We start from the raw sequence: 26,464 nt of genomic DNA, 5'->3' as shown, positions 1-26,464 counted from the left end.
TATTCAATTATTGGAGCGGGAAACGGGACTCGAACCCGCGACCCTCAGCTTGGAAGGCTGACGCTCTAGCCAACTGAGCTATTCCCGCCGGTTCCCTGCTCGAAGATTTTTGACTCGACTTGCGCTCCACTCAACCAGTACTAACGACCGTTAAGTCTCCTGATTTGAGCAGATGCTCATCTCATCTGAAGTTTATATGGTGGAGGGAGGAGGATTCGAACCTCCGAAGTCGATGACGACAGATTTACAGTCTGTTCCCTTTGGCCGCTCGGGAATCCCTCCAGACAGAAGTGGTGCTTATTAACTTTTCAATCTGGAGCTGACGATGGGACTCGAACCCGCAACCTGCTGATTACAAGTCAGCTGCTCTACCAATTGAGCTACGCCAGCTGATTCGATACCATCCGCTACCATCTCGCTGCGCGCCTTGTGTTGCGAAGCGAATCCCTGTTCTAAAGCAAAAGGATCTTGCTGTCAACATCTTTTTTCCAGGGTGTGAATTTATTTTTCCATCACCCTTGATTCAACCAAAGGCCTTAGCCCCTGGCTGCCCCCGTGCGGCAAGAAACCGAGACTATAGCAAGACATCATGGGGAATGCAACCACATTCTTTCCTTTCCATGGAGCAACAGGTACAGTTGCCCCCGTTTGCAGCAGCGACAGTGGCAGTTTCCCGCAATTGTCATGGCTGCAAATCACATTTCCTGTGTCTGTACTCATAGATGGAGCACGGCTATAGTGGACTCACCTACAACAAAGGGAGGACGTTATGGAATGCTCGCTTGAAAAAGGGGAACTGTTGAGCCTGACCGGTGGCCCGTTCGGTCTCACGTTACGCTGTCTCACCGGGACCGTCTGGCTCACCAAAGGGGACGGCATGGATTACCTTGTGCGCCGGGGGAGCGGGTTCGAGCTCGCCAAAGGGGAATCCGCCCTGGCGGAGGCTCTCGAAGCCGCCGAACTGCAGATGAGATCGGCGGGCGTCACCGAGAAGAGTAACGCCGCGCTTGCCGCACACCCAGCCGGACCTTTCCTGCCGCGACTTCTCTAACGAAAGAGCTACGGATGGACCGGTGCGTGCGCCAAGTCGCCGACCACGGTATGCCAGCCGCGCACCGTCCACTTCGCCACCAGCCCGTTCAGGACATACGGATCGGCCTCGGCGAAGGCTTTCGGCACTTCCGGCGAATCCGCCTTAAAGGGGAGAACGGCGCCATCGGCGGGATCCGTGAGTGCGCCACCGAGAATCAACTCGCTGCGCGCCGCCGACTCCCAGGCCAAGGCAAGATGCTCGGCGCGGAACTCGCCCCTGCGCTCCAGGTAATCCGGAGCGACTTCATACAGCAACAGATAATGCATGGCTACCTCCTGTTGTTCTGCCCGAACAATTCAGCCGCGGCATCCTCTCGGCCGCATTCCTTGAGCGCGGCCAGGCAATTCTTTCTTTCCTCCGGCACGTGATACAGAAGCAGCGACTTCTGCAGCCCCTTTTCCTTATCCGTCCGCGCCACGTAGACCTTCTCCCCGGTAAAGGGATCGACACCCGTGTGATAGATGCAGGTGGACAGCGTCCCCGGCGTGGGCGTGAAATCCTGCACCTGCTCGACCCGCATGCCCCACCGCTTCAGCATCAGCGCGAGATCCACCATGTCCGACAGCGTGCAGCCGGGGTGCCCGGAGATGAAATACGGCACGATGTACTGCTTCTTGCCCGCCTTGGCGCTCTCCTTTTGGAAGGAATCCCTGAAACGGTCGAAACAGTCGTGGCCGGGCTTGCGCATCACCGATGTGACCCGATCGGTGAGGTGCTCCGGGGCCACTTTCAAAAGGCCGCTCACGTGGTGCGAGACCAACTCGCGCAGGTAGCGGGGTTGGCGCTCCATCAGGTCATAGCGCACCCCCGAGGAAACCGCGACGTGCTTCACCCCCGAGACGCGGCGCGCCTTGGCCAAGAGCCGGGAACTGTCGGCATCGTCGGTGACCAGGTTCTTGCAGATCTTGGGAAAGAGACAACTGTCCCGGCGGCACTTCGCACCTGCCTCAGCATTGCCGCAGGAAAGGCCGAACATGTTAGCGGTCGGGCCGCCCAGGTCGCTCACGCTGCCGCGGAACCAGGGGAGCTCCGCCAGCCGCTCCAGTTCCTTAAGCACGCTCCCTTCGCTGCGCGACTGGATGGTCTTGCCCTGGTGATGGGTGATGGCGCAGAAGGCGCAGCCGCCGAAGCAACCGCGGTGCGTGGTAATCGAGTTGCGGATCTGCTCGTAGGCCGGGATGGCTTCCTTGTAGCTCGGGTGCGGCGCCTTCACGAAGGGGAGCGCGTAAATGGCGTCCAGCGCCTGCCGGTCAAGCGGCCACGCCGGAGGGTTGCAGACCAGGTAGCGCTGGGCGTGGCGCTGGATGACGGTTTTGGCGCAGCCGGGATTCTGCTCCCCCGACAGCAGCCGAAACGACTGGGCATAGGCGGCCTTGTCGGCGGCGACCTCCTCGTAACTCGGCAGTTCCACGACGTCGTCGGCCGGCTCCGGCGCGGTGGACGTGGGATAAACCGTGCCTCGGATATCGCGGATGGAAGCGAAAGCCTCGCCTTTTTGCAGCCGCTGCACCAGCTCCAGGAGCGGATTCTCCCCCATGCCGTAGATGAGCAGGTCGGCCTTGGCATCGAAGAGCGCGGAGCGGCGCACCTTGTCTTCCCAGAAATCATAATGGGCGAAGCGGCGGAGGCTCGCCTCGATGCCGCCGATCACCACCGGCACGTCGCGATAGGCCTCCTTGAGGCGCGAGGTGTAGATGATAGTGGCGCGATTGGGGCGTGCTCCGTGGTGGTTACCGGGAGTGTAGGCATCGTCGCGGCGCAGCTTCCGGGCCGGTGTGTAGTGCGCGACCATCGAATCCATAGCCCCAGCGGCGACGGCAAAGAACAGGCGCGGACGCCCGAGCGCCATGAAAGGCTCCTTGCTGCGCCAGTCCGGCTGCGGGATGATGCCGACCCGGAGCCCCTTCGCTTCCAGGAGTCGAGCCAGGAGCGGCACACCGAAAGAGGGGTGATCCACGTAGGCGTCGCCGGAGACGAAGATGACGTCGAGCTCATTCCAGCCGCGTGCCTTTACTTCGGAGAGGGAGATGGGGAGAAAACGTGCGGAGGACTGCTTGGGTCGTGCGTGTTTCATAAAAACCTTAAAACCGTTAGCCACGGAGAACTTCAGAGAAAATCTGAGAGAACCAAACCTTTTTGGGTTTTAGGCTTCCTCAGATGTCCTCAGATTTTCTCCGTGGCCAATGGTTTTGACTTTACGGGAAGATTCCCAGGAAATCGAGCCCCAGGGTTTCGGGCAGGCCGCACATGAGGTTCATGTTCTGCACCGCCTGACCGGACGCGCCTTTGACGAGGTTGTCGATGGCTGAAACCACGATGACCCTGCCGGTCCTTTCGTCCACCACCACGCCGATGTCACAGAAGTTGGAACCCCTGACGTGCGCCGTGGACGGAAGCACCCCTTCGGGAAGCACCCTGACAAAAGGCTCGCCCTCGTAGAAGGTCTCGTACAGCGTAATCAGCTCCGCCGCCCTCACCTTCCCGGTCGGCACACTATAAATGGTGGAAAGGATGCCGCGGTCCATGGGGACCAGGTGCGGGGTGAAGGAGATAGTAAGCGGATCACCCGCCAGCAGCGAGAGTTCCTGCTCGATCTCCGGGATGTGGCGATGCACGCCACCCACGCCGTAAGCCTTGAAGCCTTCATTGACCTCGCAGAAGAGGTTGTCCACCTTGGCGCTGCGCCCGGCGCCGGAGGTGCCCGACTTCGCGTCGACGATGATGCTCTTAGGGTCGATGACCTTCCCCTTCAGAAGCGGAGCCAGACCGAGGATGACGCTGGTCGGGTAACAGCCGGGGTTGGCGATCAGGCTCGCTTCCCGGATCTTGTCGCGACGCAGCTCGGGCAGACCGTAGACCGCCTGGGAGAGGAGCTCAGGGGTCAGGTGCTTCTCGTACCACTGGCCGTAGACGTCAGCGTCGTGCAGCCGGTAGTCCGCGGAGAGGTCGACCACGTCCTTGCCCATCTTCAGGAAGGTCGGCACCACCGCCATGGCGGCCTTGTGCGGCAGCGCGGTGAAGACCACGTCCACCTGCTCGGCGACCCGGACCGGCTCCAGGGGTTCCAGGATGAGGTCGCAGCGCCCGCGCAGGGAGGGGAACACATCGCTCACCGGGCGGCCGGCGCTTTGCTCGGAGGTGACGCAGGTGACGGCGACCTCGGGGTGGGCATGCAGGATACGGATAAGTTCGACGCCGGTATAGCCGCTGGCACCGACGATGGCAACCTTGATCATGAAGGGTCCTCCTCTACTTACATCTGAAAGAAATAGGAGTTTGATGTTAGCACAGCTCCTACGGTCTTGACACCCTAAACCTTAAAACCGTTAGCCACGGAGAAAATCTGAGAAGATCTGAGAGAACCAAACCTTTTTGGGTTTTAGTTTCCTCAGATGTCCTCAGATTTTCTCCGTGGCCAATGGTTTTCGGTTTAAAGGTTTTTGAAACAGCAAAAGGAGGAACCCTGACGGGCTCCTCCTTTGCAATACTGAGACAGCAATTGTTCCCAGCAGCGGATTAACGCTTGGAGAACTGGAAGCTGGCGCGTGCCGCCTTCTTGCCGTACTTCTTTCTTTCCTTGATGCGCGAGTCGCGGGTGATGAACCCGGCCTTCTTCAGCGTGCCGCGCAGATCGGCATCGGCCTCGATGAGGGCCTTGGTGATGCCGTGCTTGATGGCGCCGGCCTGGCCGGAGTCGCCACCGCCCTTAACGGTGCAGAAGATGTCGAACTTGCCGACATTCTCGGTCAGCTCGAGGGGCTGCATGACCACCATCTTGGAGGTCTCGCGGCCGAAGTAGCTGTCAAGAGTCTTGGTATTTACAACGATCTCGCCGTTGCCCGGCTTGATCCAAACCCTGGCGATGGACGACTTCCTTTTCCCAGTTGCGTAAAAGCTGACTGCCATTTTCTATCTCCTGATGAACGAATTAAATGTTCAGACTCTTCGGATTCTGAGCCGCGTGGGGATGCGCACCGCCGCTGTAGATCTTCAGCTTCTTAAGCATGTGGCGTGCAAGCTTGTTTTTCGGCAACATGCCTTTGACAGCTTTCTTGAGCAGCTCTTCCGGCTTCTTGTCGATGAGCTTGGCTGCAGAAATCTCTTTCAGCCCGCCCGGGAACGAAGAATGGCTGTAGTAGGTCTTGGCAGCAAACTTATTGCCGGTCAGGGCAATCTTCTCCGCGTTCACGACAATGACGAAGTCGCCAGTATCAACGCTCGGGGTGAAGGTCGGCTTGTTCTTGCCGCGCAGCACGTTGGCGATTTCAGTCGCGACACGGCCGAGCACCTTGCTATCCACATCAACCAGGTACCAATCCCTGGTAACTTCTTCTTTTTTGGCAACTTGCGTCTTCATTGAAACCTCACAGCTATCTGGAATTAGCACATTAACTTACAGAAGATTGAGAATTTAATCGATTCGTCCGCTCATGTCAAGACAAAAAACCGGGGACTGAATTAAAGCATTATTAAAGCGGCATCATTCTCCGCTCTGTGCCGGGTAGAAAACCTGCATGAGACAGAGTCCCTGGGGGGGCACAGTCATTCCTGCGTGCTGCCGGTCGCCCCCCTTGAGTAGGCGCGCCACGTCGGCCGCGCTCATCTTGCCGTGCCCCACTTCGATGAGCGTTCCCGTGATGATGCGCACCATGTTCTTCAGGAAGCCGCTGCCGTTGATGTCGAGGTGCAGCAGGCGCCCCTCCTGCACCAGTTCCATGCTGAAGATACGGCGCACGGTGGTCTTGGCGGCGCAGTTGGTGGCACGGAAGGCGGCGAAGTCGTGCTCCCCTACGAAGAGCCGGCAGGCAGCGCGCATCGCCTCGATATCGAGCTTTCCCCTGACGCGCCAGGCAGTGTGGCGCACCAGCGGCGAGCGGAGGTCGTCAAGCAGCATGGTGTAGCGGTAGTGCTTCGCCTGCGCGTCAAAGCGCGGGTGGAAGTCGAGCGGCACCTCGTGAGCTTCGCGTACCGCGATGTCTCCCGGGAGCAGGCAGTTCAGCCCCTCGCGGAAGGCGCGTAGCGGCATGGTCCGCGCGGTCTTGAAGCAGGCGACCATACCGCGGGCGTGCACGCCCGCGTCGGTGCGGCCGGAGCCATGCAGGGGGGTGCGCTCCCCGAGCATCTTGGCCAGCGCCTGTTCAATGACCTCCTGGATAGTCAGCCCGTTGGGCTGCACCTGCCACCCGGAGTAGGCGGTGCCGTCGTATTCTATGATCAGTTTGATGTTGCGCATAGTTTGATTAGGTACTGCCGTCCACAGGCTCCCCTCGCCCACAGGGAGAGGGGCTGGGGGTGAGGGCGTCGCCACGAAGGGAGTAAACGCCTATTGCAGCGCCCTCACCCCGGCCCTCTCCCGGAGGGCGAGGGAGTGTGAACCCTACTTCAGATATTTCTCCACCAGGATCTCGGCGATCTGCACGGCGTTGGTGGCGGCGCCCTTTCTGAGGTTGTCGGCGACGATCCAGAGGTTCAGGCCGTTTTTGATGCTCGCGTCCTCGCGGATGCGACCAACCAGGGTCAGGTCCTCACCGGCCACGTCCATGGCCATCGGATACTCGCCGTTGGCCGGGTTATCCACCAGTTCCACGCCCGGTGCATCCTCCAGGAGTTCGCGCGCCTGAGCGACCGTGATCTTCTTCTCGGTCTCGATGTTCACCGACTCAGAGTGGCCGTAAAAGACCGGAACACGGACGCAGGTCGCGGTGGTGGCGATGTCCGCCTCCATGATCTTCCTGGTCTCGTTCACCATCTTCATCTCTTCCTTGGTGTAGCCGTTATCGCAGAAAGAATCGATCTGCGGCAGGCAGTTGAAAGAGATGCGGTGCGGGTAGATCTCGTTTTTGGGGGGACGGCCGTTCAGGAGATCGACGGTCTGAGCGCGTAGCTCTTCGATCGCCTTGTTGCCGGTGCCGGATACTGCCTGATAGGTGGAGACCACGATCCTCTTGATGGTGCCGAAGTCATGCAACGGCTTCAGCGCCACCACCATCTGAATGGTGGAGCAATTCGGGTTCGCGATGATCCCCTTTTTCTTGTAGCCAGCGATGGCATGCGGATTCACCTCGGGAACCACCAGCGGCACATCCTTGTCCATGCGCCAGGCGCTGGAATTGTCGATGCAGACGGCTCCCGCCTTGGCCGCGGAAGGACAGAACTCATCGGAGCGCGCCCCGCCCGCGGAGAAGAGGGCGATATCGACGCCTTCGAAGGAGTCGTGCGTCAACTCCTCCACCGGCACCGGCTTGCCGTTGAACTCCAGTACCTGTCCCGCGCTTCTCGCGCTGGCGAGGAACTTGATCTGGCCCACCGGGAAGCTGCGCTCCTCTAGGCACTCGATCATCTGGGTTCCCACCGCGCCGGTCGCGCCCACCACTGCTACATTCCACGTTTTCTTCATACTCGTTACATCTCCTCAAGACAAAAACGGGAGCGCGTCACCCGGTAAGAAAGCCGGGCAACGCGCTCCGTTTGCACTGCGCGGGGGACTGGCTCCGAAGGTGCCTGTCCCCTTGGATGCGTTGAAAGAGGGACTGGCACCTGCGGAGCCAGTCCCCTTGTGAATCTAGCGTTCCTTCAAAATTTGCAGCATGCGGCGCAGCGGCTCGGCGGCGCCCCAGAGAAGCTGATCGCCGCAGGTGAAGGCGGAGAGGTACTGCGGCCCCATCTTCATCTTGCGCACGCGGCCGACCGGGACGGTGAGCGAACCGGAAACGGCTGCCGGGGTGAGCCCCGCCAGGGAGTCGGCCTTGTTGTTGGGCACGAACTTGACCCACTGGTTGTCGTTCTTGATCATCTCCTCGATCTCGCCGATCGGGATGTCCTTGGTGAGTTTCATGGTGATCGCCTGGCTGTGGCAGCGCATGGCGCCCACGCGCACGCAGAGACCGTCAACCGGGATCGGGTTCGCGGCGCCGAGGATCTTGTTGGTCTCGGCGTACCCCTTCCACTCCTCGCGGCTCTGGCCGTCTTCGACTTCACGATCGATCCACGGGAGCACGTTGCCCGCCAGCGGGAAGCCGAACTCTTTGGTCGGCATCTCGGCGCTTCTCAGGGTGGCGGTGACCTTCTTGTCGATCTCGAGGATCGCGGAACCGGGTGTGGCCAACTGCTCGGCCACGGAGCCGTGCAGCACGCCCATCTGGGAGAGGAGCTCGCGCATGTTGGGGGCGCCGGCGCCGGAGGCCGCCTGGTAGGTCATCGAGGAGAGCCACTCGACCACGCCCGCCTTGAACAACCCGCCCAGCCCCATGAGCATCAGACTCACGGTGCAGTTGCCGCCGACGTAGTCCTTGATCCCCTTGGAGAGGGCCGCGTCGATGACGTTGCGGTTGATCGGGTCGAGGATGATGACCGCATCGTCTTCCATGCGCAGGGTGCTCGCCGCGTCGATCCAGTAGCCGTTCCAGCCGGCCTTCTTGAGCTCCGGGCGAATGGCCTTGGTGTAATCGCCCCCCTGGCAGGTGATGATCACGTCCAGCTTCTTAAGCTCGTTGATGTCCGAGGCGTCCTTCAGCGTACCCGCGTTCAGCGGAGCGGGCTGCCCCACCTGGGAAGTGGTGAAGAATACCGGCTCAACACCTGCGAAATCGTTCTCTTCCTGCATGCGCTGCATGAGAACCGAGCCAACCATGCCACGCCAACCGACCATTCCGACTTTCATAGGCGACCTTCCTCTCTATATATATGTGGTGGATGTGCGGGCGGGGTCGCCCCCGCCTCTATCGTGTCGTAACTTACAGGCCGGCGATGATGGCGTCGCCGATCTCCTTGGTGTTGACCAGCTTCTCGCCGGCCTTCTCCTGGTAGATGTCGCGGGTGCGGTAGCCCTGGTCCAGCACGCGGGCGACGGCGTTGTCGATGGCGTCAGCCGCCTCGATCATGCCGAAGGAGTAGCGCAGCATCATGCCCGCGGAGAGGATCTGGGCGATCGGGTTGGCGATCCCCTGTCCCGCGATGTCCGGGGCGCTGCCGCCGGAGGGCTCGTACATACCGAAGGTCCCCTCGGCCAGCGAGGCCGAAGGCAGCATCCCCAGTGAGCCGGTCAGCATGGCCGCCTCGTCGGAAAGGATGTCACCGAACATGTTCTCGCACAGGATGACGTCGAACTGCTTGGGCCACTTTACCAACTGCATCGCCGCGTTGTCCACATACATGTGGGACAGCTCGACGTCCGGGTACTCCTTGGCGATGTTGATCACGATCTCGCGCCAGAGCACCGAGGTGGAGAGCACGTTGGCCTTGTCGATGGAGCAGACCTTCTTGCCGCGCTTTCTGGCCGCCTGGAAGGCGACATGCGTGATGCGCTCGATCTCGGGGACGCTGTAGCGCATGGTGTCCACGCCGACGCGGTCGCGGCCGGCCCCTTCGATCCCCTTGGGCTGGGAGAAGTAGATGCCGCCGGTCAACTCACGGATCACCAGGATGTCGAAGCCGCCCGCGATCACCTCTTCCTTCAGCGATGAGGCGCTGGTCAGGGACGGGAAGATGATGGCGGGACGGAGGTTGGCGTAGAGGCCGAAGATCTTCCTAAGCGGCAACAGGGCGCCGCGCTCGGGCTGCTCGTCCGGGGGGAGGGTTTCCCACTTGGGGCCGCCCACCGAACCGAACAGGATGGCGTCGGCAGCCTTGCATATATTAACCGTGGTTTCGGGAAGGGCGCGCCCCTCCAGATCGATACCCGCGCCGCCTACGTTGGCGTGGGTGCGTTCGAATTTGACGTCATACTTTTTCTCGACCGCATCCAGAACTTTCAGTGCTTCCGCCATAACTTCCGGGCCGATGCCGTCACCCGGCAGCACCGCCACTTTAAAAAGCTGTCCCATTGCACAACCTCCGATATGTATTAAATTAGCGATTCTATTTGCGAGACAGTGATATTGTCAACATAAAAAAGGCCGTCAAACATACGTTTAGCGCCCCAAACCATGACTATGAGCTAATGCGTTGTCGGCTGGTTCAGTAAGGTCACGAAACCCCCCCTCGACTAACGCTTTTATTAGAGAATAATAAAACTTTCAGTTTATCTTCATGAGGTGTTGTGATACATTCCCACCAAATTGATCAAGCTGATTCAGCCCTGGAAGCCCCACTGCGGCCACCTTGGCGCAAAGCGGCGCTAACGAGAAGCGGCGACTGGACAAATTCATTAGAGTAGGTATCATTCCTTGGCCGTTGCCAGAGAGTCTCCCCTCTCGATGGAGCCGTGCACCCATGACCATATCCCCAGAGGGAACATCATATAATCAGGAGAGGAAATGCTATCCATCGCTCGTCTCGCGCAGTATGCCACTGTGCTGTCCCTGCTCACCATGACCGCCTGTTCGACGCCCGGAGCCGGCAGACGCGCGCTCGGCAACCCGGAAAACCCCTATCCCCTACAGAAGAACGCGGAGATCGGCGACATCATCCACCTTCCCACCGGGACCCTGGTGACGCCGCAGCAGATGTTCGACGCGGTGACCGACGCGCGCGTGGTCTACGTCGGCGAAACTCATGACAACCCGGCGGCGCACCGGCTGGAACTGGACACTCTGAAGGCGCTGGAGCAGCGTCATCCCGGCAAGGTGGCGCTGGGGATGGAGATGTTCGTCAAGTCGCAGCAGCCGGTCCTGGACCGCTGGGTGGCGGGGGAACTGGACGAGAAGGCCTTCTTGAAGGCCTCGCGCTGGTACGATAGCTGGAAGATGGATTTCGCCTACTACCGCGACCTGCTCCTCTACGCGAAGGAGAAGCACATCCCGGTGGTCGCGCTCAACGCGGAGAAGGCGCTGGTGCAGGCGGTGCGCATGAAGCCGCTCGAGGAGCTGACGCCCGAGCAAAAGGCGCAACTGCCGGAGATGGATTTCTCCGACCCGTACCAGCGTGCCCAGACCGAGAGCATGTTCAGCGGACATGACAGCCACGGCAAGATGGCGATCGAGGGCTTCACCCGCGCCCAGACGCTCTGGGACGAAACCATGGCCGACTCCGCCGTGCGCTACCTCACCGGCGCAGACGGAAAGGAGCGCCACCTGCTGGTGGTAGCGGGCGGCAACCACGTCAGCTACGGTTTCGGCATCCCGCGCCGGGTATTCCGCCGTCTCCCCAGTTCCTACGTCACCATCGGTGGCCGGGAGCTGTCTGTGCAGCGCGCGGAAAAACCGGTGATGATGGAAGTGGAGGTCCCGAACTTCCCGAGCGTCCCTTTCGACTTCCTGGTGAACTACGCCTACGAGGGGCTCCCCAAGCAAGGGGTGCTCTTGGGGGTGATGTTCGAACCTGATCCCAAGGGGCGGGGCCTGGTGGTCAACACGGTGGTCCCGGACTCCAACGCCGCCCGGGCCGGGGTGCAGAAGGGGGACCTGCTGCTGGCCCTGGACAACGAGCCGTTAAAGGACAGCCTCGACCTCGTTTACGGGGTAAAACAGAAGCACGTAGGGGACAAGTCCACGCTCAAGCTGGAGCGCAAGGGCGAGGTAATGGATCTCGCAGTGGAGTTCAAAATAGGAGAGGCGCCTAAACACGGCAAGCCCTGACACCGGACGGGCAGCGATCCCGACCGTGACACCGGAGGACAAGGACTGTATGTACGCCATGAGTAATGCAGGCAACACCATCGCGATGGTGCTCGCCGGCGGCAAAGGGGAGCGCCTGAGCCCCCTCACCATCAGAAGGGCCAAGCCGAGCGTCATGTTCGGCGGCAAATACAAGATCATCGATTTCGTGCTGAGCAACCTGTTCAACTCCGGGATCAAGAAGGTCTACATCCTGACCCAGTACCGCGCCTACTCCCTCAACAAGCACATCAGGGAATCCTGGGGCAAGTGGACCGGGCTGGGGGAGTTCTTCGTGGCCATCTCGCCCGAAACCAGTTCGGAGAACGAGGACTGGTTCAAGGGCACGGCGGACGCCATCCTGCAGTACCTGCGTTTCGTCGAGTCCTCGGACGCGGACTACGTGGCCATCTTCGGCGGCGACCACATCTACAAGATGGACGTGAGCCAGATGATCGACTACCACCGTAGAAACCGCGCCGACCTGACCGTCGCGGCGCTGGAGGTGCCGGTGCAGGAGGCGAGCCGCTTCGGGGTCTTCTCCGTGGACGACGACTACAAGATCACCGCCTTCGCCGAAAAACCGAAGCACCCGGAAAGCATCCCCGGGCGGGACACCTGTTTCGCCTCCATGGGGAACTACATCTTCTCCACCAAGAAACTGATCGAGGTGCTGCAGGAAGGGAAGAAGATGTACGAGGACCTCGACTTCGGCAAGCACGTCATCCCGATGATGCTGGAAAACAGGGACAAGGTCTTCGCCTACAACTTCAACGACAACATCATCCCGGGCATGAAGGCGGAGGAGAAAGGCTACTGGAAGGACGTGGGGACCATCGAGAGCTACTACGAGGCCAACATGGACCTGATCCACGTCTCGCCGCAGTTGAACCTGTACAACTACAAGTGGCCCATCCTCACCAACCAGGGGAACCTGCCGCCGGCCAAGACCGTGTTCGACGAGGAAGGGCGCCGCGGCATGAACATCGACTCCTACGTCTGCGCCGGGTGCATCACCAGCGGGGCCACCGTGCGACGCACCATCCTGGGGCCGCGCTGCAAGGTGAACAGCTACAGCGAGATTGACGATTCCATCCTCTTCGAAAACGTCACGGTCGGGCGCCACGTGAAGATCAAGCGCACCATCATCGACAAGAATGTCGTCATCCCGGACGGCACCGAGATCGGCTACGACCACGAACTGGACCGGGCCAAAGGGTACCGGGTCACCGAATCGGGAATCGTCGTGGTATCGATGGCGGACACAAAGTGATACCGGCGGCTCGCGCCGCCAATGAAACGTAACTGCAGCAGACACCTCGGCCACCGCAGCCTACGCCCTTTAAGGGCGGGAGCACGCATGCGGGCAGCATCGAAAAAGCGCCAAAGACGCGAGATCAACAAGATAGTCGGGGTCTATGCCCTGTTCGGCAGCGCCTGGATTTACCTCTCCGGCTACGCCCTGATCTGGCTCGTTTCCGACCGAGAAGTCGCGGAGCAGATCGAGGTCTACAAGGGGCTCATGTTCATCATGGTCACCTCGGCGCTGCTCTACCAGCTGATCTCGCGCTTCGCCGGGCGACTGGCGGAGTCGGTGGACAGGCTCGAGGAGAGCGAAGCCCGCTTCCAGGCCATCTACCACAACGTCAACGACGCCCTTTTCATCCACGATGCGGCCACGGGGCAGTTGGTGGACGTGAACCGCACCATGTGCGAGATGTTCGGCTATACGCCGGAGGAGGTCCGGGGCCTCTCGGTGGGGGAGTTGAGCCTGGGGGAGCCTCCCTACGCCGAGGCCGACGCCCGTCTTCTTTTGCAGCAGGCGGCGGGTCCCCCGAGAACGGTGCGTTGGCGCAGCAGGAAAAAGGACGGCTCGCTTTTTTGGTCCGAGGTCAGCCTGCGCCGCGCCGACATCGGCGGCAGCGACCGGGTCATCGTCCTGGTGCGCGACATCACGGCGCGCCACGAGATGGAGGAGGCGCTGCAGCAAAACGAGGAAATCCTCAAGGTCCTGATGGAGGAGATGCCGGCCGGGGTGGGATGGGCTGACGAGAGCGGCAGGGTCCAGTACATCAACAGCTACGTCAGCGACTGGCTGGGCTACGTTTCCGAGGACCACCCGACGCTGGAAGAGCTGATGGAGCGCGCCCTCCCCGACCGCGCCTATCGCGAGCAAGTCCTGGGATGCTGGCGCGAGGAGATCGCGAACACGCTGCGAAGCGGCGTCCCGGTTACCCCGCAGGAGGCGAAAATCTCCTGCGCCGACGGCTCCTCGAAACACATCATCCTGAACACCCGCCTGGTGCACCACCGCATCCTGTTCACCCTGACCGACATCACCAAGTGGGAGGCGATGCAGCGAGAGCTGCTGAAGGCCCAGAAGCTGGAATCGCTGGGGGTCCTCGCCGGCGGCATCGCCCACGACTTCAACAACATCCTCACCGGCATCCTGGGCAACCTCTCCTTCGCCGAACTGCTGCTCGATCCCGACCATCCGGCACGGGGGGCGGTGCAAAACGCCGAAAAGGCGTCGCAACGCGCCGCCGAGCTGGCCCACCAACTGCTCACCTTCTCCAAGGGGGGACAACCGATCAAGAAGGTGGTCCCGCTGGAGAGGCTCCTGCAGGAATCCCTCAACCTTGCCCTGCACGGCACCAAGGTGCAGACCCGGCTGAATCTCCAGGCCGGGCTGCACGCCATCGAGGCGGACGAGGGGCAGATGAACCAGGCCTTCAACAACGTCATCATCAACGCGTGCCAAGCGATGCCGGGGGGCGGGGTGCTGACGGTGGCAGCGGAGAACGCGCCCTTGCAGGCCGGAAACGACCTGGGCCTTCCTCCCGGCGACTATGTGAAGGTATCCTTCATCGACCAGGGGTGCGGCATCCCGTACGACGACCAGAAGCTCGTCTTTGATCCCTACTACAGCACCAAGCCCGGGGGGAGCGGATTGGGGCTCGCCTCGGTCCATTCCATCGTCATCAAGCATGGCGGCAGGGTCGAGGTATCTTCCCCCCCCGGCACGGGGACCACCCTCACCTTCTACCTTCCCTCGGCGGGGCAGGCCGTGCCGGAAGAGGCGCCGCCGCAACCGGAAGTCCCCGGCAAGCCAGGGGAAGGATCGGTACTGGTCATGGACGATGAAGAGGCGATCAGGACGCTGACCAGGGACATGCTGCAGTACCTGGGTTACCAGGTGGTGACCTGTGTCAACGGTGAGGAGGCGGTGCGACTGTACCGGGAGGCGGTTCAGGCGGGGAAACCTTTCGCGGTCGCCATCATGGACCTGACCATTCCGGCCGGCATGGGTGGCAAGGAGGCGGCGCAACAGATCCTGGCGCTGGACCCGACCGCCAGGCTCATCGTCTCCAGCGGCTATTCCAACGACCCGGTCATGGCGCAACATAACGACTACGGCTTCTGCGCCGCCGTGGTCAAGCCGTACCGCTGCGACGAGTTGCAACAGGCCTTGGAGCGGGTGCTGTCCCGACCCTGACCGGAGGGACGCCGCTTCCGGCTACTCCGTTTCCCGCCCCCACAGTTCCTTCAGTCTCCAGTTGCGTCCGCATCCCTCGTGGTAACGCTGGTAATGGTAAGGCTCCTTCTTGTAGTACTGACGGTGGTATTCCTCGGCCGGGTAGAACTCCGACGCCGGCAGGATCTCGGTGACCACGGCGGCGCCGACCCGGTTGCCCCGCTCCGCTTCCGCCCGGGTTTCCTCGGCTTCCCTTCTCTGCTCCTCATCCAGATAGAAGATGGCGGTCTGGTACTGGCTGCCGTAATCACAAAACTGCCGGTTTTTCGTGGTGGGGTCGATGTTGCGCCAGAACACCCGCAACAGTTCGCGGTAGCTCACCTGCGCCGGGTCGAAGACGATGCGCACCGCCTCCACGTGCCCGGTCTCCCCTTCGCAGACCTCACGGTAGCTCGGGTTGGGGGTGGTGCCGCCGGTGTACCCGGGCAGCACCGAGAGCACCCCGGGCATCTTGTCGAAGACCGGCTCCATGCACCAGAAGCAGCCCCCGGCAAAGATGGCGGTTTGGGTGCGGGACTCGGCGGCACTTTTTTCCATGGTTCCTCCTTAGGCGCGGCGGCTGCCCGACTGGTCCGACGTCCGCCCCCATCACCCGGTGACCGCGACGACTTCCTCGTAGGTCGTTATCCCTTCCAGCATCTTGCGCACCGCCTGTTCGCGCAGGGTGACCAGGCCGTCCTTGCGGGCCGCGCTCTGCAACTCCAAGAGGTCGACCCGCTCGCCGATCACGGGCTTGATGGCCTCGTTCAGGTCCAGCACCTCGAAGATCCCGGTCCTCCCCTTGTAACCGGTGCCGCGACATTCGGAACACCCTTCCCCGGACCAGACCCGGGCCGGCCGCTTCAAACCCAGGTACTCCAGTTCCTCGGCACTCAACTGGCTCTCCCGCTTGCAGCTGGGACAGATCCTGCGCAACAGCCTCTGGGCGATGATGCCGATCACCGTGGAGGAAATGAGAAAGGAAGGAATGCCGAGGTCGATCAGCCTGGTCACCGACGAGGGGGCGTCATTGGTGTGCAGCGTGGAAAGCACCAGGTGACCGGTGAGGGCTGCCTGCACCGCGTTTTCGGCGGTCTCCTTGTCCCGGATCTCGCCCACCATGATGATGTCGGGATCCTGCCGAAGCACGTTCCTGAGCACCTTGTCGAAGGTGACCCCGATGCCGGACTGCACCCCGACTTGGTTGAATTCCTCCATGACCATCTCGATGGGGTCCTCGACGGTGACGATGTTCACCTCCGGCGAGGAAAGGGTCCTAAGCGACGAGTAGAGCGTGGTGGTCTTGCCGCTGCCGGTGGGGCCGGTGACCAGGATGATGCCGTTGGGGCGGCGCAGAAAGGAACTGTAGAGCTGGTACTCGCGCGGGTAGAAGCCGATGCTGTCCAGCTCCTGCATCAGGACGTCGGGGTCGAAGATCCTGATCACCACCTTCTCCCCGAAGGCGACCGGCAAGGTGGAGACGCGCAGCTCGACCTCGCGCCCTCCATGGCTGGTCTTGATCCTGCCGTCCTGGGGGCGCCGCTTCTCGGCGAGGTCCATACGGGAGAGCATCTTGATGCGCGACACGATGGGGGGATGCAGCTGTTTGGGGACCACATGCACGTTGTGCAGCACCCCGTCCACGCGCAGCCGCACCAGCGACTTCTCCCGCTTGGGCTCGATGTGGATGTCGCTGGCGCGCTGGTCGAAGGCGTACTGCAGCAGGAAGTCCACGGCGGAGATGATGTTGCGGTCGGTCCCCTCGATCTCGTGCCCGCTTTTCAGCCGCACGAACTGCTCCAGGTTGCCGAGGTCCACCGCATTGGCCACCTCGCCCTCGGCGGCCTGCACCGAGGCCCGGAAGCCGAAGAACTCCCTCAGGATCTTGAGGATGTCGTTGCGCGAGGCGAGCACCCGGCGAAACTCCATCCTTTTCACCGCCCTCAGTTCCTCGATCACCTCGTCATTGAAGGGGTCGGCGACGGCCAGGGTGACCACCCCGTCTGCGAACTCCACCGGGACGATCAGGTGCCTCAAGGCGAAGGGACGGGAGATGTGGGTGGTGACCAGCTCGAGGTCGAGCTTCATCGGGTCGATCTTCAGGTAGGGAAGCCCCACCGCGGCGGCGAGCACCTCGGTGATGGCGTCTTCGGTGAGGAGTTTGCCGCCCGAGCCGGCGATTTCCAGGTTCAGCGAGGCGATGATCTCGGCGGGAGAGGGCTTTTCCGGGGTCTGCTGCAGCCGCCGCGAATACCCCGCCTGCTGCGCCCCCGCCAACCGGTGGGCCTGCGCCTCCCCCTTGGCCAGGAGCTCCTCGAACTGCCTCTCGTCGATCAGTCCCCGGTGCTGGAGGATCTGGGCCACGTTCTTGATGGTAAGCATCTTCTTTTTCTGCATGGCGTCATCCTCTAATGGGAACAAGTATGCGATTATCAGCGAGAAACATAGTGATGTCAAGGAGGTGCGAGTTTGACAACGGGCGGCTCGCCAGTATCATTAAATAGCGCCTATAAATAAGAGGCGTGCCACTACCTATGGAGAAGGAGGGATACCATGTTCGAACTGTTCGAGAAGGCGGTGCTCACGGCACTCGGCGCGGCGGCGCTCACCCAGAAAAAAGGGGAGGAGCTGATCCAGGAGATGAAGTCCCGCTACAAGATCAGCGAGGAGGAAGGGCGGGCGTTCCTGGACCGGATCCAGGAGATGGCGCGCACCGGGCAGCAAAAGACCGCCGAAGTGGCCGAGACCGAGGTGAAAAAGGCGCTGGACCGGATGGGAATGGTGTCGCGCGAGGATTTCGACCGACTGGAGCGCCGCGTCAGGGCGCTGGAGGCTATCGCGGCCGAGACCACGGTCTCGCAGCCGGAGGATGAGTGCTTAGGATAGTCAACATAAACCGCAACGTCAGGAGCATCCGGCGCTACCGCCAGATCATCACGGTGCTCGGCGGGTACGGCCTCGGCCACCTGCTGGAGTACCTGAACCTCGGGCAGGTGGTCGATTTCTCGCGCCGGGTCTTCAGGCCCAGAAGCTCCAAGGCGGAGCACCTGACGCCGCCGGAGCGGCTGCGCCTTGCACTGGAGGAACTCGGCACCACCTTCATCAAGCTGGGGCAGCTCCTATCCACGCGCGCCGACATCATCCCGGCCTCCTTCGTCCAGGAACTGGCCCACCTGCAGGACAATATCCCCTGCATGCCCTTCGAGGATATCAGGGTGCAGATCGAGCAGGAGCTCGGGGTCCCCCTGGAGCACCGCTTTTTGAGCGTGGACCCGGAGGCGATCGCCGGCGCCTCCATCGCCCAGGTGCACCGCGCCCGCCTGATCACCGGCGAGGACGTGGTGGTCAAGGTGCGCCGCCCCGGCGTGGTGGAGGCGGTGGAGACCGACATCGACATCCTGATGGGAGTGGCGCTCCTTTTGGAGCGCCACATGGCCCGAAGCGACATCTACGACCCGGTCGGGGTGGTGCGCGAGTTCTCCTACACCATCCGCCGCGAGATGGACCTGACCCGCGAGGGTCATGCCATCGAAAGGATCCGGGACAATTTCAAGGGGGATGCCAACCTCTACTTCCCGAGGGTCTACTGGGAGGCGACCGCCAAGGGGGTGCTTACCACCGAGTACGTGGACGGCATCAAGGTGAGCGACACCTGCGCCATCGAGGCGGCGGGGCTGGACCGGCGCGAGATTGCCAAACGCGGCGCCCGGGTCTTTCTCAAGATGGTGCTGGAGCACGGTTTCTTCCACGGCGACCCCCATCCCGGCAACGTGCTGATCCTGCAGGACAACGTGATCTGCCTGCTCGACTTCGGCATGGTGGGAAGGCTCGACCCGGCGGTGAAGCGCTACCTGACCGACGTCCTGGTGGCGGTCATCAACCGCGACATCGAGGGGCTCGCCTACGTCATCGTCGAGGCGGGGGACGCCGCCGAAACGGTCAACATGCAGGCCCTGAAGAAGTCCCTGGCCGAGTTCATGGACAGCTACTTCGAGATCCCGCTCAAGGAGATCGAGGTGGGGCGCATGCTGCTGGAGTTCATCGACCTGATCTCCACCCACCGCATCAAGGTGCACCCGGACCTGACCATGCTGGTGAAGGTGCTGGTGGTGGTAGAGGGGATGGGGAGAAGGCTCGATCCCGACTTCGACATGGTCGGCCACCTGCGCCCCTTCCTGGAGCGCGAGTTCCGCCAGCAGCGCTCCCCCGGCCGGCTCTTCCACGAGGTCGAGCAGGGGCTCGAGGGGTACCTCACCCTGGCGCGCAACCTGCCGCGCGACATCAGGGAGATCCTGAACAAGGTCAACCGCAACAAGTTCCGCATCGACCTGGAGCACCGCGGCCTGGACCGCTTCTCCAAGGAACTGGACCGCTCCGCCAACCGGCTCTGCCTCTCCCTGATCATCGCCGCCCTCTTGATCGGCTCCTCCATCGCCATGCAGGGGAACCGCGGCCCCATGCTCTGGGGCCTCCCCGCCTTCGCTTTTTTCGGTTACAGCTGCGCCGGCCTGGTCGGCATCTGGTGGATGGTCGCCATCCTGCGCTCCGGACGACTGTAGCAAAAAAGCCACACCCACCGTTGCACTGGCACCACAGCGGCAAAAATACCACACCCCCGCCCCGGCCGTCTCTTGGGACCAATACCGTCTACACACGCGTAGCAGCGCGCTTTTTTCCAACAAGAAGCACACAGCTCCATTTGGCGCATTACTTGCTTGATAGTAAGCATACTGACTATCAGGAGCAAGCAGATGATATTCCAGCAGACTTTGGGCAACAAGGTAACCTTCAGCGGCATCGGCCTGCACACCGGCAAGACGATCACCATCACGCTGCGTCCGGCTGAGCCCGGCACCGGCATCGTCTTCCACAGGGTTGACCTCACCCCGGCGGTCTCCATCGAGGCGCACGCACAGAACGTGGTCAACACCAGGCTCTCCACCACCATCGGCCGCGGCGAGGCAAGCGTTTCCACCATAGAGCACCTCATGGCGGCCCTGTACGGCTGCGGCATCGATAACGCGCACGTGGACATCAACGGCCCGGAAGTCCCCATCATGGACGGCAGCGCCGCCCCCTTCGTGTCCGCCATCGTCAAGGCGGGCACCAAGGAGTCCAAGAAGCCCCGCAAGTACCTGGTAATCAAGAAGCCGGTGAGCGTCACCGAGGGGGACAAGAAAGCGTCCATCATCCCGTCGCGCCACTACAAGATCTCCTTCGATATGCAGTTCGCCCACCCGGCGGTGATGAAGCAGCAGCGTTCGCTGGAATTCAGCCAGTCGAGCTTCACCGACGAGTTCGCCGCCGCCCGGACCTTCTGCTTCCTGGCTGAAGTCGAGATGATGAAGGCACACGGCCTGGCCCTGGGGGGGTCCCTGGACAACGCGGTGGTCATCGGGGACAACGGGGTCATGAACCCGGAAGGGCTCCGCTTCCAGGACGAGTTCGTACGCCACAAGATCCTCGACTCCGTGGGTGACCTCTCCCTCACCGGTCACCGCCTGATCGGGCACGTCAAGGCCACCAAGTCCGGCCACGACCTGAACCACAAGCTGGTCATGGAGCTCTTGAAGCGCCCCGACTGCTACACCCTGATCGAGTTCACCCCGCAGGCGTTCAACGCCCCCTTCAACCTGTCCCTGCCGGAACTGGCCTGGCTGGAGGCTTAACAGCAGGTTGAGGTTAAGGTTAAGGTTCAGAAAAATCCAAAGCAGCCCCTCCGTGGGCTGCTTTTTTTCGTTCCCGGGCAGCATGGAAGTGCTTGAAACTGTTCACCCGTTCGTATAGAGTGGCCTGATGCCGATGTCCGACCCAAAAGAGGGGCTCCCCACGCACACGCAGGGGACCGAACTCCCCGCAGGAGAGATCAGAAAGCGCAAACGCGAGGCGATCATCGTCTGCGTCTCGCTGTTCATGATCGTGCTCCTCACCTACTTCGAGATCCACCTGTCGCGCCTCTCCTCCGAGGTGCCGATGGGGAGCAACATCGTCATCTTCGGCATCATCAACATCATCATCCTGCTCATCATCCTCCTGGTCTACCTGGTGTTCAGGAACATCACCAAGCTCTTCCTGGAGCGGCGCAAGAACGTCCCGGGCGCCAAGCTGCGCACCAAGCTGGTGCTCGCCTTCGTCACCCTGTCCCTGGTGCCGACCATGCTCCTGTTCTTCGTCTCCGCCGGCTTCATCACCAACAGCATCCAGAACTGGTTCAATAAGCAGGTGGAAACCTCCCTGAACGAGTCGATGGAGGTGGCGCAGGTCTACTACAAGACCTCGGCCACCAACGCACTCTACTACGGCGAGCAGATCAGCGACGCCATCAAGGAGAGAAAGCTCCTCAACGAGGAGAACCTGCCCCAGCTGAAGGCACTGGTGCGCCAGAAGCAGAAGGAGTACAACCTCGGCGTGGTCGAGGTCTTCTCCGCGCAGCGCGAGGAGCTGTTCCGCGCCGGCAACCCGAAGCTCCCCCTGGGCGAGTTCACCAACCCCTCCTCCGAGGACATCAACGTGGGGCTCGCCGGCCAGAAGCTGACCCGGGTCAACGCCATCGGCAAGGCGGACCTGATCCGCGGCATCGTTCCGATCCGGAGCAACTTCAACGGCAACGACGTGGTCGGGGTCATCGTGGTCAACTACTACGTCCCCTACTCCCTGGTCTCCAAGATGCGCGAGATCTCGGCATCGTACCACGAGTTCCGCCAGCTGAAGATCCTGAAGCACCCCATCGCCACCGGCTACATCCTGACCCTGTTCCTGATCACCATGGTAATCGCCTTCCTCGCGGTCTGGTTCGGCGTCTACCTGGCCCGCAGCCTGACCATCCCGATCCAGGAACTAGCCGAGGCGACCCGCCAGGTGGCCGAGGGGAACCTGGACGTGCACCTGGGCGAGGGGGGGGGCGACGAGATCGGTATGCTGATCGCATCCTTCAACCGGATGACCGAGGACCTGCGCGAGAACCAGCTCGCCCTGCAGCATACCAACGAGGAACTGCAGAAGAGCAACATGGAGTTGGATCAGCGGCGCCGCTACATGGAGGCGGTGCTCGCCAACGTCACCGCCGGCATCATCTCGGTGGACAAGGGGGGGCTACTCACCACGGTCAACAAGTCGGCCGAGAAGCTCCTGCTCATCAACAGCGACAAGGTCACCGGAAAAAATTTCCGCGAAGTGCTGCAGTCCGAGCACCTGGACATCGTCAAGGGACTCCTGCGCGACATGGTGCTCGACAAGCACAACGCCATCGTGCGCCAGGTGACCATCCCGATGCGCGACGGCGAACTGACCCTGCTCACCAACCTGACCGTCCTGAAGGACGAGAACGACGCCTTCATGGGTATGGTGGTGGTGCTGGACGACCTGACCTCGCTGATCAAGGCGCAGCGGATGGCGGCCTGGCGCGAGGTGGCGCGAAGGATCGCCCACGAGATCAAGAACCCGCTCACGCCGATCCAGCTCTCGGCGCAGCGACTGCGGAAGCGCTACCTGTCCCGCTTCGAGGGGGAGGAAGAGGTCTTCGACCAGTGCACCGCCATGATCATCAAGTCGGTGGACGAGCTGAAGGGGCTGGTGAACGAGTTCTCCAACTTCGCCCGCATGCCGGCCTCGGTCCCCAAGCCCAACGACCTGAACGAGATACTCAAGGAGGCGCTCACCCTCTACGTGGAGGCGCACCGCCACATCCGCTTCACGCTGAACGAGGACGAGCAGATGCCCGCCATCATGCTGGACCGCGACCAGATCAAGCGGGTGGTGATCAACCTCTTGGACAACGCGGTGGCCGCCATCGAGGGAGAGGGGGAGATCGAGCTCACCACCCGCTACGACAGCACCCTGAAGATGGCCACCTTCACCGTCTCCGATACCGGTCACGGCATCGCCGCCGAGGATCGCCCCCGGCTCTTCGAGCCGTACTTCTCCCGGAAGAAGAGCGGCACCGGCCTTGGCCTCGCCATCGTCAACACCATCATCTCCGACCACCACGGCTTCATACGTGCCAAGGAAAATTACCCTAAAGGGAGCCGCTTCATCATCGAACTCCCGGCCGACGCCTAGAGCCGGGTTGAGACGACTGACCCGGAAGCCCCAGAGAACATTGATATGCAGCTGAAGAAAATACGGGCCTGGCTTTTGCCGCTGGTGGCCACCATAGTGACTGTTGTCGTCCTCGGGGCGGCCCTCCTCCCCCGACTGCTCGACCTCGACACCTACAAGGCCGACATACTGGCGCAGGTAAAAGCCTCGCTGAAACGGGACCTGCAGTACCAGACCGGCGCCTTCACCATGCGGCTCACCCCCGCCTTCACCTTCACCGGCGTCACCATCAAGGAGAAGGACGGCGTGACCGAATTCGCCACCGCCGAACGGCTCACGGTGAAGATCGCCATCCTCCCACTGTTACGCCGCGAGGTGGTGCTCTCCCGGATCGAACTGGAGCGCCCGACGCTGAGGTTCTGGCGCGACCGCCAGGGGGTGTTCAACATCGCCGACCTCCTTACCCCCAGCGGGGGCGAGGCACCCGGGATCCACGGCGTCGAGCTCAAGAAGGCCCGGATCCACTTCACCGATTACGCCTTCTCGGAGCAACCGGTGGTCACCGAACTCTCGGACACGGACCTCTTCCTGAGCCGGATCACCCGCGGCAGGGACTGCGACTTCAAGCTGAACGGCCAGATCGCCTCGGGACGGAGCAAGGTCCCCATCCACCTTTCCGGCGTGGCGGGCATCCCGGCGGCCGGGGTCCCCTTCACCTCCATGGCGGTGCACGGCAAGGTGAAGACCGGCCCCCTCGACCTGGGCCACTTCTGGCCCTACTACAGCCGCTTCGTCCCGTTCAAAAGCCTCTCCGGCGAGTTGGAGCTGGAGGCAACCATCAAGGGGTACCTGAACGCCTTCAAGGGGAAGACCGACTTCCGCTTCACCAGGATGAACCTCGACTATCCCCAGGTGTTCCACGCGAGGCTCACCCCGAAGTCATTCAAGGGCTCCTGCTCGCTGCAGCTTACCGACCGCGACCTCGACATCGACCACGTCAAGTTGGACCTGGACGGTTACAAGGTGAACGGCAAGGTGAAGCTCTCTGATCTGCACTCGGGCGACGTGCGCATCACCGCCAGCGCCAGCAGCAACAGCTTCAACCTGCGCGACTACCACCAGTACATCCCCTACGGCATCATCGTCGACGACACCTCCCACTTCATCGAGCAAAAGATCACCGGCGGCGTGTACCGCCTGGACCAGGGGCGCCTGGACGGAAGGGTGAGCCAGATCCTGCACATGGAGCGGGGGCAGAACTACAACGTGCTCTACATCAAGGCGCACGTCGAGGACGGCGTGGTGAACTACGGCTCCGGCATCCCCATCTTCACCGGGGTCAAGGGGCTTTTGGAGCTTTCCGGCAAGGATTTCCTGCTGAAGGGGATGACGGGACGCTTCGGCACCTCCCCCTTGTCCCTGGAAGGGCGCATCACCGACTACCCGCTGGATCGCCCGTGCCAGTACCTTTTCACGGCCAAGGTGCAGCCCAGGCAGCCGGAGGTGGTCTGGCTTTTGGGCAAGGGGATCGGCTCCTTCGCCACCAACTCGATCCTGAACTTGAAGGGTGAGGGAGGCACGTCCCTGTATCGCCTCTCCGGCGACAGCGACCTCACCACCGCCGCCTACACCTTCAAAGACCTGGTGGCTAAACCGGCCGGGCGCACCAACAGCGTCTCCTTCAGCATGGAATTCGACAAGGAGCAGTTCCGGATCACCTCGCTGCACTACCTGCTCCCCCCCGCGGCCCTCTCCGCCACCGCGGTGAGCCGGTACGGCGGCCCGGTCAGCTTCGAGATCAAGACCAACCAGTTCCAGAGCACCGAAGTAGGCCAACTGGTCCCCATGGTGAAAAAGTACCATCCCACCGGCCTGGTCCAGCTGCTGCTGCACGCCAGCGGCCCCGACACCGACCGGCTCACCTGGAGCGGTAACGTGGGACTTGCCGGGGTGACCCTGAAGCCGGGCGACAAGATCAAGCCGCTGACCGGCGTGAACGGCACCGTCAAGGTGAACGGCGAGACCTTCGAGACCTCGCAGCTCCAGGTCAGGCTGGGCAACACCAGCATCAGCGGGCGCGGCGTCCTGACCGGGACGCAGAACCCGAGCTGGCAGCTCGTTTTCAGCTCTCCCTCGGTCGATCCCGCCGACCTGGGCTTCGCCACCGGCGGCGCCCCGGTGCGGGTGGAACGTGTGCAGGGGAACCTCACCTACCAAAAGGACAACCTCCAGATCACCTCGCTCTCCGGTTCGCTGGGCAAGACTTCGCTCCAGGTGAAGGGAAGCGTCAAGGACCTGCAGCACCCGCTGGCGGAGCTGGTCGTCGCCGCTCCCTACCTGAACCCCGATGACCTGATGCCGCTCTTTGGTGGCCCCGGCGGGGAAGGTCCCGTCACCCTTCGCGCCCAGGTCACCGCCAACGAGGGAAAACTCAAGGATTTCCCGTTCCAGCGCCTGAAGACCACCGTTTTCTACGAGAACCACGTGCTGCAGCTGCTCCCCTTCGAGTTCAGCTCCTTCGAGGGTGAGGTCACCGGCAGGCTGCGTAGCGACCTCGTGGCGCCCGCGCGCCACAACCTTTCCTGCAGTGTGCAGAAAGTCTCGGCGGCGGCGCTTTTGCACTCGCTGGGGGTAAAGAAACAGGAGGTGACCGGCGCCATGTCCATGCAAGGCGACCTGTCGGTGCGCGGGGAGAGTACCGCGGATTACAAGCGGAGCATCCAGGGAAACGTGAAAGTGAGGATCGAGCGCGGCAGCATCAGGAAGTTCTCCACCCTTTCCAAGATCTTCTCCATCCTCAACGTGTCGCAGCTCTTCAAAGGGCAGCTCCCGGACATGGTCTCGGGGGGGATGCCCTTCAACAAGATCACTTCGGACATCGCCTTCAACAACGGCGTCGCCACCACCCAAAACCTGTTCGTTGACAGTAACGCCATGAACATATCAGCGGTCGGGAAGGTAGACCTGGTCAAGGACGAGCTCGACTTGAACGTGGGGGTGCAGCCGCTGCAGACCGTGGACAAGGTGGTGAGCAAGATCCCCATCGTCGGGTGGATCCTGACCGGGAAGGACAAGTCGCTCATTACCACCTACTTCGAGGCGAAGGGGCGTATCGAGGATCCGCAGGTGACGGCGGTGCCGGTCAAGTCGCTTGCCAAAGGGGTCTTCAACATCTTCAAACGGGTGTTCGAGCTTCCCGCGCGCCTCATTACCGACACCGGTGAAGTGATCATCGGGCGCTAAAGCGGTCGGCGAGTGCGTATACCAGACTTTTTTTAGTTGTAAAGT

At 62.0% G+C, this 26,464-nt stretch carries 20 protein-coding genes and 3 tRNA genes; 9 read left to right on the top strand and 14 right to left on the bottom strand.

Going from position 1 to position 26,464, the window contains the following annotated elements:
• Positions 1 to 11: 11 nt before the first annotated feature.
• From JFN90_RS16690 to JFN90_RS16680, 3 genes are all read right to left on the bottom strand, one after another.
• Positions 12 to 88 (bottom strand) — tRNA-Gly (locus JFN90_RS16690).
• Between the two features lie 109 nt (positions 89 to 197).
• Positions 198 to 282, bottom strand: a tRNA-Tyr gene (locus JFN90_RS16685).
• Between the two features lie 32 nt (positions 283 to 314).
• Positions 315 to 390, bottom strand: a tRNA-Thr gene (locus JFN90_RS16680).
• 379 nt (positions 391 to 769) lie between these two features.
• Here JFN90_RS16680 and JFN90_RS16675 point away from each other — a divergent pair.
• Positions 770 to 1,051 (top strand): DUF2917 domain-containing protein, encoded by a 282-nt coding sequence (locus JFN90_RS16675; RefSeq protein WP_199396260.1) that lies wholly within the window; start codon positions 770 to 772, stop codon positions 1,049 to 1,051.
• A gap of 8 nt (positions 1,052 to 1,059) precedes the next feature.
• On the opposite strand, the gene JFN90_RS16670 is transcribed toward JFN90_RS16675, so the two are convergent.
• The 9 genes from JFN90_RS16670 to leuB all read right to left on the bottom strand — a co-directional run bounded on the left by JFN90_RS16670 (position 1,060) and on the right by leuB (position 9,915).
• Positions 1,060 to 1,359 (bottom strand): YciI-like protein, encoded by a 300-nt coding sequence (locus JFN90_RS16670; protein ID WP_199396259.1) that lies wholly within the window; start codon positions 1,357 to 1,359, stop codon positions 1,060 to 1,062.
• A 2-nt stretch (positions 1,360 to 1,361) separates the two neighbouring features.
• Positions 1,362 to 3,167 (bottom strand): YgiQ family radical SAM protein, encoded by a 1,806-nt coding sequence (locus tag JFN90_RS16665; RefSeq protein WP_199396258.1) that lies wholly within the window; start codon positions 3,165 to 3,167, stop codon positions 1,362 to 1,364.
• A gap of 121 nt (positions 3,168 to 3,288) precedes the next feature.
• A complete protein-coding gene (argC, locus tag JFN90_RS16660) occupies positions 3,289 to 4,329 on the bottom strand; it encodes an N-acetyl-gamma-glutamyl-phosphate reductase (RefSeq protein WP_199396257.1) in 1,041 nt (346 codons plus the stop codon).
• 280 nt (positions 4,330 to 4,609) lie between these two features.
• Positions 4,610 to 4,999 (bottom strand): 30S ribosomal protein S9, encoded by a 390-nt coding sequence (rpsI, locus tag JFN90_RS16655; protein ID WP_199396256.1) that lies wholly within the window; start codon positions 4,997 to 4,999, stop codon positions 4,610 to 4,612.
• A 22-nt stretch (positions 5,000 to 5,021) separates the two neighbouring features.
• Entirely contained in the window at positions 5,022 to 5,450 is a 429-nt protein-coding gene (rplM, locus tag JFN90_RS16650; RefSeq protein WP_199396255.1) for a 50S ribosomal protein L13, read from the bottom strand.
• A 123-nt stretch (positions 5,451 to 5,573) separates the two neighbouring features.
• Positions 5,574 to 6,326, bottom strand: coding sequence for a tRNA pseudouridine(38-40) synthase TruA (gene truA, locus JFN90_RS16645; RefSeq protein ID WP_199396254.1), 753 nt, complete (start codon positions 6,324 to 6,326; stop codon positions 5,574 to 5,576).
• 144 nt (positions 6,327 to 6,470) lie between these two features.
• Positions 6,471 to 7,490 carry an aspartate-semialdehyde dehydrogenase gene (locus JFN90_RS16640; protein WP_199396253.1) on the bottom strand — a complete coding sequence of 340 codons (1,020 nt, stop codon included), beginning with the start codon at positions 7,488 to 7,490 and terminating at the stop codon, positions 6,471 to 6,473.
• Between the two features lie 165 nt (positions 7,491 to 7,655).
• Complete coding sequence (gene asd, locus JFN90_RS16635; RefSeq protein ID WP_199396252.1) at positions 7,656 to 8,753, bottom strand: aspartate-semialdehyde dehydrogenase; 1,098 nt, start codon at positions 8,751 to 8,753, stop codon at positions 7,656 to 7,658.
• A gap of 73 nt (positions 8,754 to 8,826) precedes the next feature.
• On the bottom strand, positions 8,827 to 9,915 hold the full coding sequence (leuB, locus tag JFN90_RS16630; protein WP_199396251.1) for a 3-isopropylmalate dehydrogenase: 1,089 nt from the start codon (positions 9,913 to 9,915) through the stop codon (positions 8,827 to 8,829).
• A 432-nt stretch (positions 9,916 to 10,347) separates the two neighbouring features.
• On the opposite strand from leuB, the gene JFN90_RS16625 reads away from it, so the two are divergent.
• The 3 genes from JFN90_RS16625 (at position 10,348) to JFN90_RS16615 (ending at position 15,121) form a co-directional block, all read left to right on the top strand.
• Positions 10,348 to 11,607 (top strand): ChaN family lipoprotein, encoded by a 1,260-nt coding sequence (locus JFN90_RS16625; RefSeq protein ID WP_199396250.1) that lies wholly within the window; start codon positions 10,348 to 10,350, stop codon positions 11,605 to 11,607.
• A 49-nt stretch (positions 11,608 to 11,656) separates the two neighbouring features.
• Positions 11,657 to 12,898 carry a glucose-1-phosphate adenylyltransferase gene (gene glgC, locus JFN90_RS16620; protein WP_199396249.1) on the top strand — a complete coding sequence of 414 codons (1,242 nt, stop codon included), beginning with the start codon at positions 11,657 to 11,659 and terminating at the stop codon, positions 12,896 to 12,898.
• Between the two features lie 87 nt (positions 12,899 to 12,985).
• Positions 12,986 to 15,121 carry a hybrid sensor histidine kinase/response regulator gene (locus JFN90_RS16615; RefSeq protein WP_199396248.1) on the top strand — a complete coding sequence of 712 codons (2,136 nt, stop codon included), beginning with the start codon at positions 12,986 to 12,988 and terminating at the stop codon, positions 15,119 to 15,121.
• A gap of 21 nt (positions 15,122 to 15,142) precedes the next feature.
• On the opposite strand, the gene msrA is transcribed toward JFN90_RS16615, so the two are convergent.
• Both msrA and JFN90_RS16605 read right to left on the bottom strand, forming a co-directional pair.
• Positions 15,143 to 15,697 (bottom strand): peptide-methionine (S)-S-oxide reductase MsrA, encoded by a 555-nt coding sequence (msrA, locus tag JFN90_RS16610; protein ID WP_199396247.1) that lies wholly within the window; start codon positions 15,695 to 15,697, stop codon positions 15,143 to 15,145.
• A gap of 51 nt (positions 15,698 to 15,748) precedes the next feature.
• On the bottom strand, positions 15,749 to 17,536 hold the full coding sequence (locus JFN90_RS16605) for a GspE/PulE family protein (protein ID WP_199396246.1): 1,788 nt from the start codon (positions 17,534 to 17,536) through the stop codon (positions 15,749 to 15,751).
• A gap of 156 nt (positions 17,537 to 17,692) precedes the next feature.
• Between JFN90_RS16605 and JFN90_RS16600 the strand changes: the two genes are divergently transcribed.
• The 5 genes from JFN90_RS16600 to JFN90_RS16580 all read left to right on the top strand — a co-directional run bounded on the left by JFN90_RS16600 (position 17,693) and on the right by JFN90_RS16580 (position 26,419).
• A complete protein-coding gene (locus JFN90_RS16600; RefSeq protein ID WP_199396245.1) occupies positions 17,693 to 18,025 on the top strand; it encodes a phasin family protein in 333 nt (110 codons plus the stop codon).
• Positions 18,013 to 19,698, top strand: a complete 1,686-nt coding sequence (locus JFN90_RS16595; protein WP_199396244.1) for an ABC1 kinase family protein — start codon at positions 18,013 to 18,015, stop codon at positions 19,696 to 19,698. Before JFN90_RS16600 ends, JFN90_RS16595 begins: the two co-directional genes overlap by 13 nt.
• A gap of 192 nt (positions 19,699 to 19,890) precedes the next feature.
• Positions 19,891 to 20,808, top strand: coding sequence for a UDP-3-O-acyl-N-acetylglucosamine deacetylase (gene lpxC, locus JFN90_RS16590; protein WP_199396243.1), 918 nt, complete (start codon positions 19,891 to 19,893; stop codon positions 20,806 to 20,808).
• A gap of 127 nt (positions 20,809 to 20,935) precedes the next feature.
• Positions 20,936 to 23,197, top strand: coding sequence for a sensor histidine kinase (locus JFN90_RS16585; RefSeq protein ID WP_199396242.1), 2,262 nt, complete (start codon positions 20,936 to 20,938; stop codon positions 23,195 to 23,197).
• Positions 23,198 to 23,242: 45 nt separating this feature from the next.
• Positions 23,243 to 26,419, top strand: a complete 3,177-nt coding sequence (locus tag JFN90_RS16580) for a DUF3971 domain-containing protein (protein ID WP_199396241.1) — start codon at positions 23,243 to 23,245, stop codon at positions 26,417 to 26,419.
• The last annotated feature ends 45 nt before the right edge of the window (positions 26,420 to 26,464 follow it).

Origin of the sequence: Geomonas propionica (genome assembly GCF_016458235.1) — a bacterium.
Lineage (GTDB): Bacteria > Desulfobacterota > Desulfuromonadia > Geobacterales > Geobacteraceae > Geomonas > Geomonas propionica.
Note: the sequence above shows the minus strand (reverse complement) of the source record. Positions and strands in the feature narration are given on the sequence as shown.

What these genes read in the sequence shown, in the direction of transcription:
- JFN90_RS16675 (WP_199396260.1), top strand. Translation starts at nt 770, where the DNA reads ATGGAATGCTCGCTTGAAAAAGGGGAACTGTTGAGCCTGACCGGTGGC.
- JFN90_RS16670 (WP_199396259.1), bottom strand. Translation starts at nt 1,359, where the DNA reads ATGCATTATCTGTTGCTGTATGAAGTCGCTCCGGATTACCTGGAGCGC.
- JFN90_RS16665 (WP_199396258.1), bottom strand. Translation starts at nt 3,167, where the DNA reads ATGAAACACGCACGACCCAAGCAGTCCTCCGCACGTTTTCTCCCCATC.
- argC (WP_199396257.1), bottom strand. Translation starts at nt 4,329, where the DNA reads ATGATCAAGGTTGCCATCGTCGGTGCCAGCGGCTATACCGGCGTCGAA.
- rpsI (WP_199396256.1), bottom strand. Translation starts at nt 4,999, where the DNA reads ATGGCAGTCAGCTTTTACGCAACTGGGAAAAGGAAGTCGTCCATCGCC.
- rplM (WP_199396255.1), bottom strand. Translation starts at nt 5,450, where the DNA reads ATGAAGACGCAAGTTGCCAAAAAAGAAGAAGTTACCAGGGATTGGTAC.
- truA (WP_199396254.1), bottom strand. Translation starts at nt 6,326, where the DNA reads ATGCGCAACATCAAACTGATCATAGAATACGACGGCACCGCCTACTCC.
- JFN90_RS16640 (WP_199396253.1), bottom strand. Translation starts at nt 7,490, where the DNA reads ATGAAGAAAACGTGGAATGTAGCAGTGGTGGGCGCGACCGGCGCGGTG.
- asd (WP_199396252.1), bottom strand. Translation starts at nt 8,753, where the DNA reads ATGAAAGTCGGAATGGTCGGTTGGCGTGGCATGGTTGGCTCGGTTCTC.
- leuB (WP_199396251.1), bottom strand. Translation starts at nt 9,915, where the DNA reads ATGGGACAGCTTTTTAAAGTGGCGGTGCTGCCGGGTGACGGCATCGGC.
- JFN90_RS16625 (WP_199396250.1), top strand. Translation starts at nt 10,348, where the DNA reads ATGCTATCCATCGCTCGTCTCGCGCAGTATGCCACTGTGCTGTCCCTG.
- glgC (WP_199396249.1), top strand. Translation starts at nt 11,657, where the DNA reads ATGTACGCCATGAGTAATGCAGGCAACACCATCGCGATGGTGCTCGCC.
- JFN90_RS16615 (WP_199396248.1), top strand. Translation starts at nt 12,986, where the DNA reads ATGCGGGCAGCATCGAAAAAGCGCCAAAGACGCGAGATCAACAAGATA.
- msrA (WP_199396247.1), bottom strand. Translation starts at nt 15,697, where the DNA reads ATGGAAAAAAGTGCCGCCGAGTCCCGCACCCAAACCGCCATCTTTGCC.
- JFN90_RS16605 (WP_199396246.1), bottom strand. Translation starts at nt 17,536, where the DNA reads ATGCAGAAAAAGAAGATGCTTACCATCAAGAACGTGGCCCAGATCCTC.
- JFN90_RS16600 (WP_199396245.1), top strand. Translation starts at nt 17,693, where the DNA reads ATGTTCGAACTGTTCGAGAAGGCGGTGCTCACGGCACTCGGCGCGGCG.
- lpxC (WP_199396243.1), top strand. Translation starts at nt 19,891, where the DNA reads ATGATATTCCAGCAGACTTTGGGCAACAAGGTAACCTTCAGCGGCATC.
- JFN90_RS16585 (WP_199396242.1), top strand. Translation starts at nt 20,936, where the DNA reads ATGCCGATGTCCGACCCAAAAGAGGGGCTCCCCACGCACACGCAGGGG.
- JFN90_RS16580 (WP_199396241.1), top strand. Translation starts at nt 23,243, where the DNA reads ATGCAGCTGAAGAAAATACGGGCCTGGCTTTTGCCGCTGGTGGCCACC.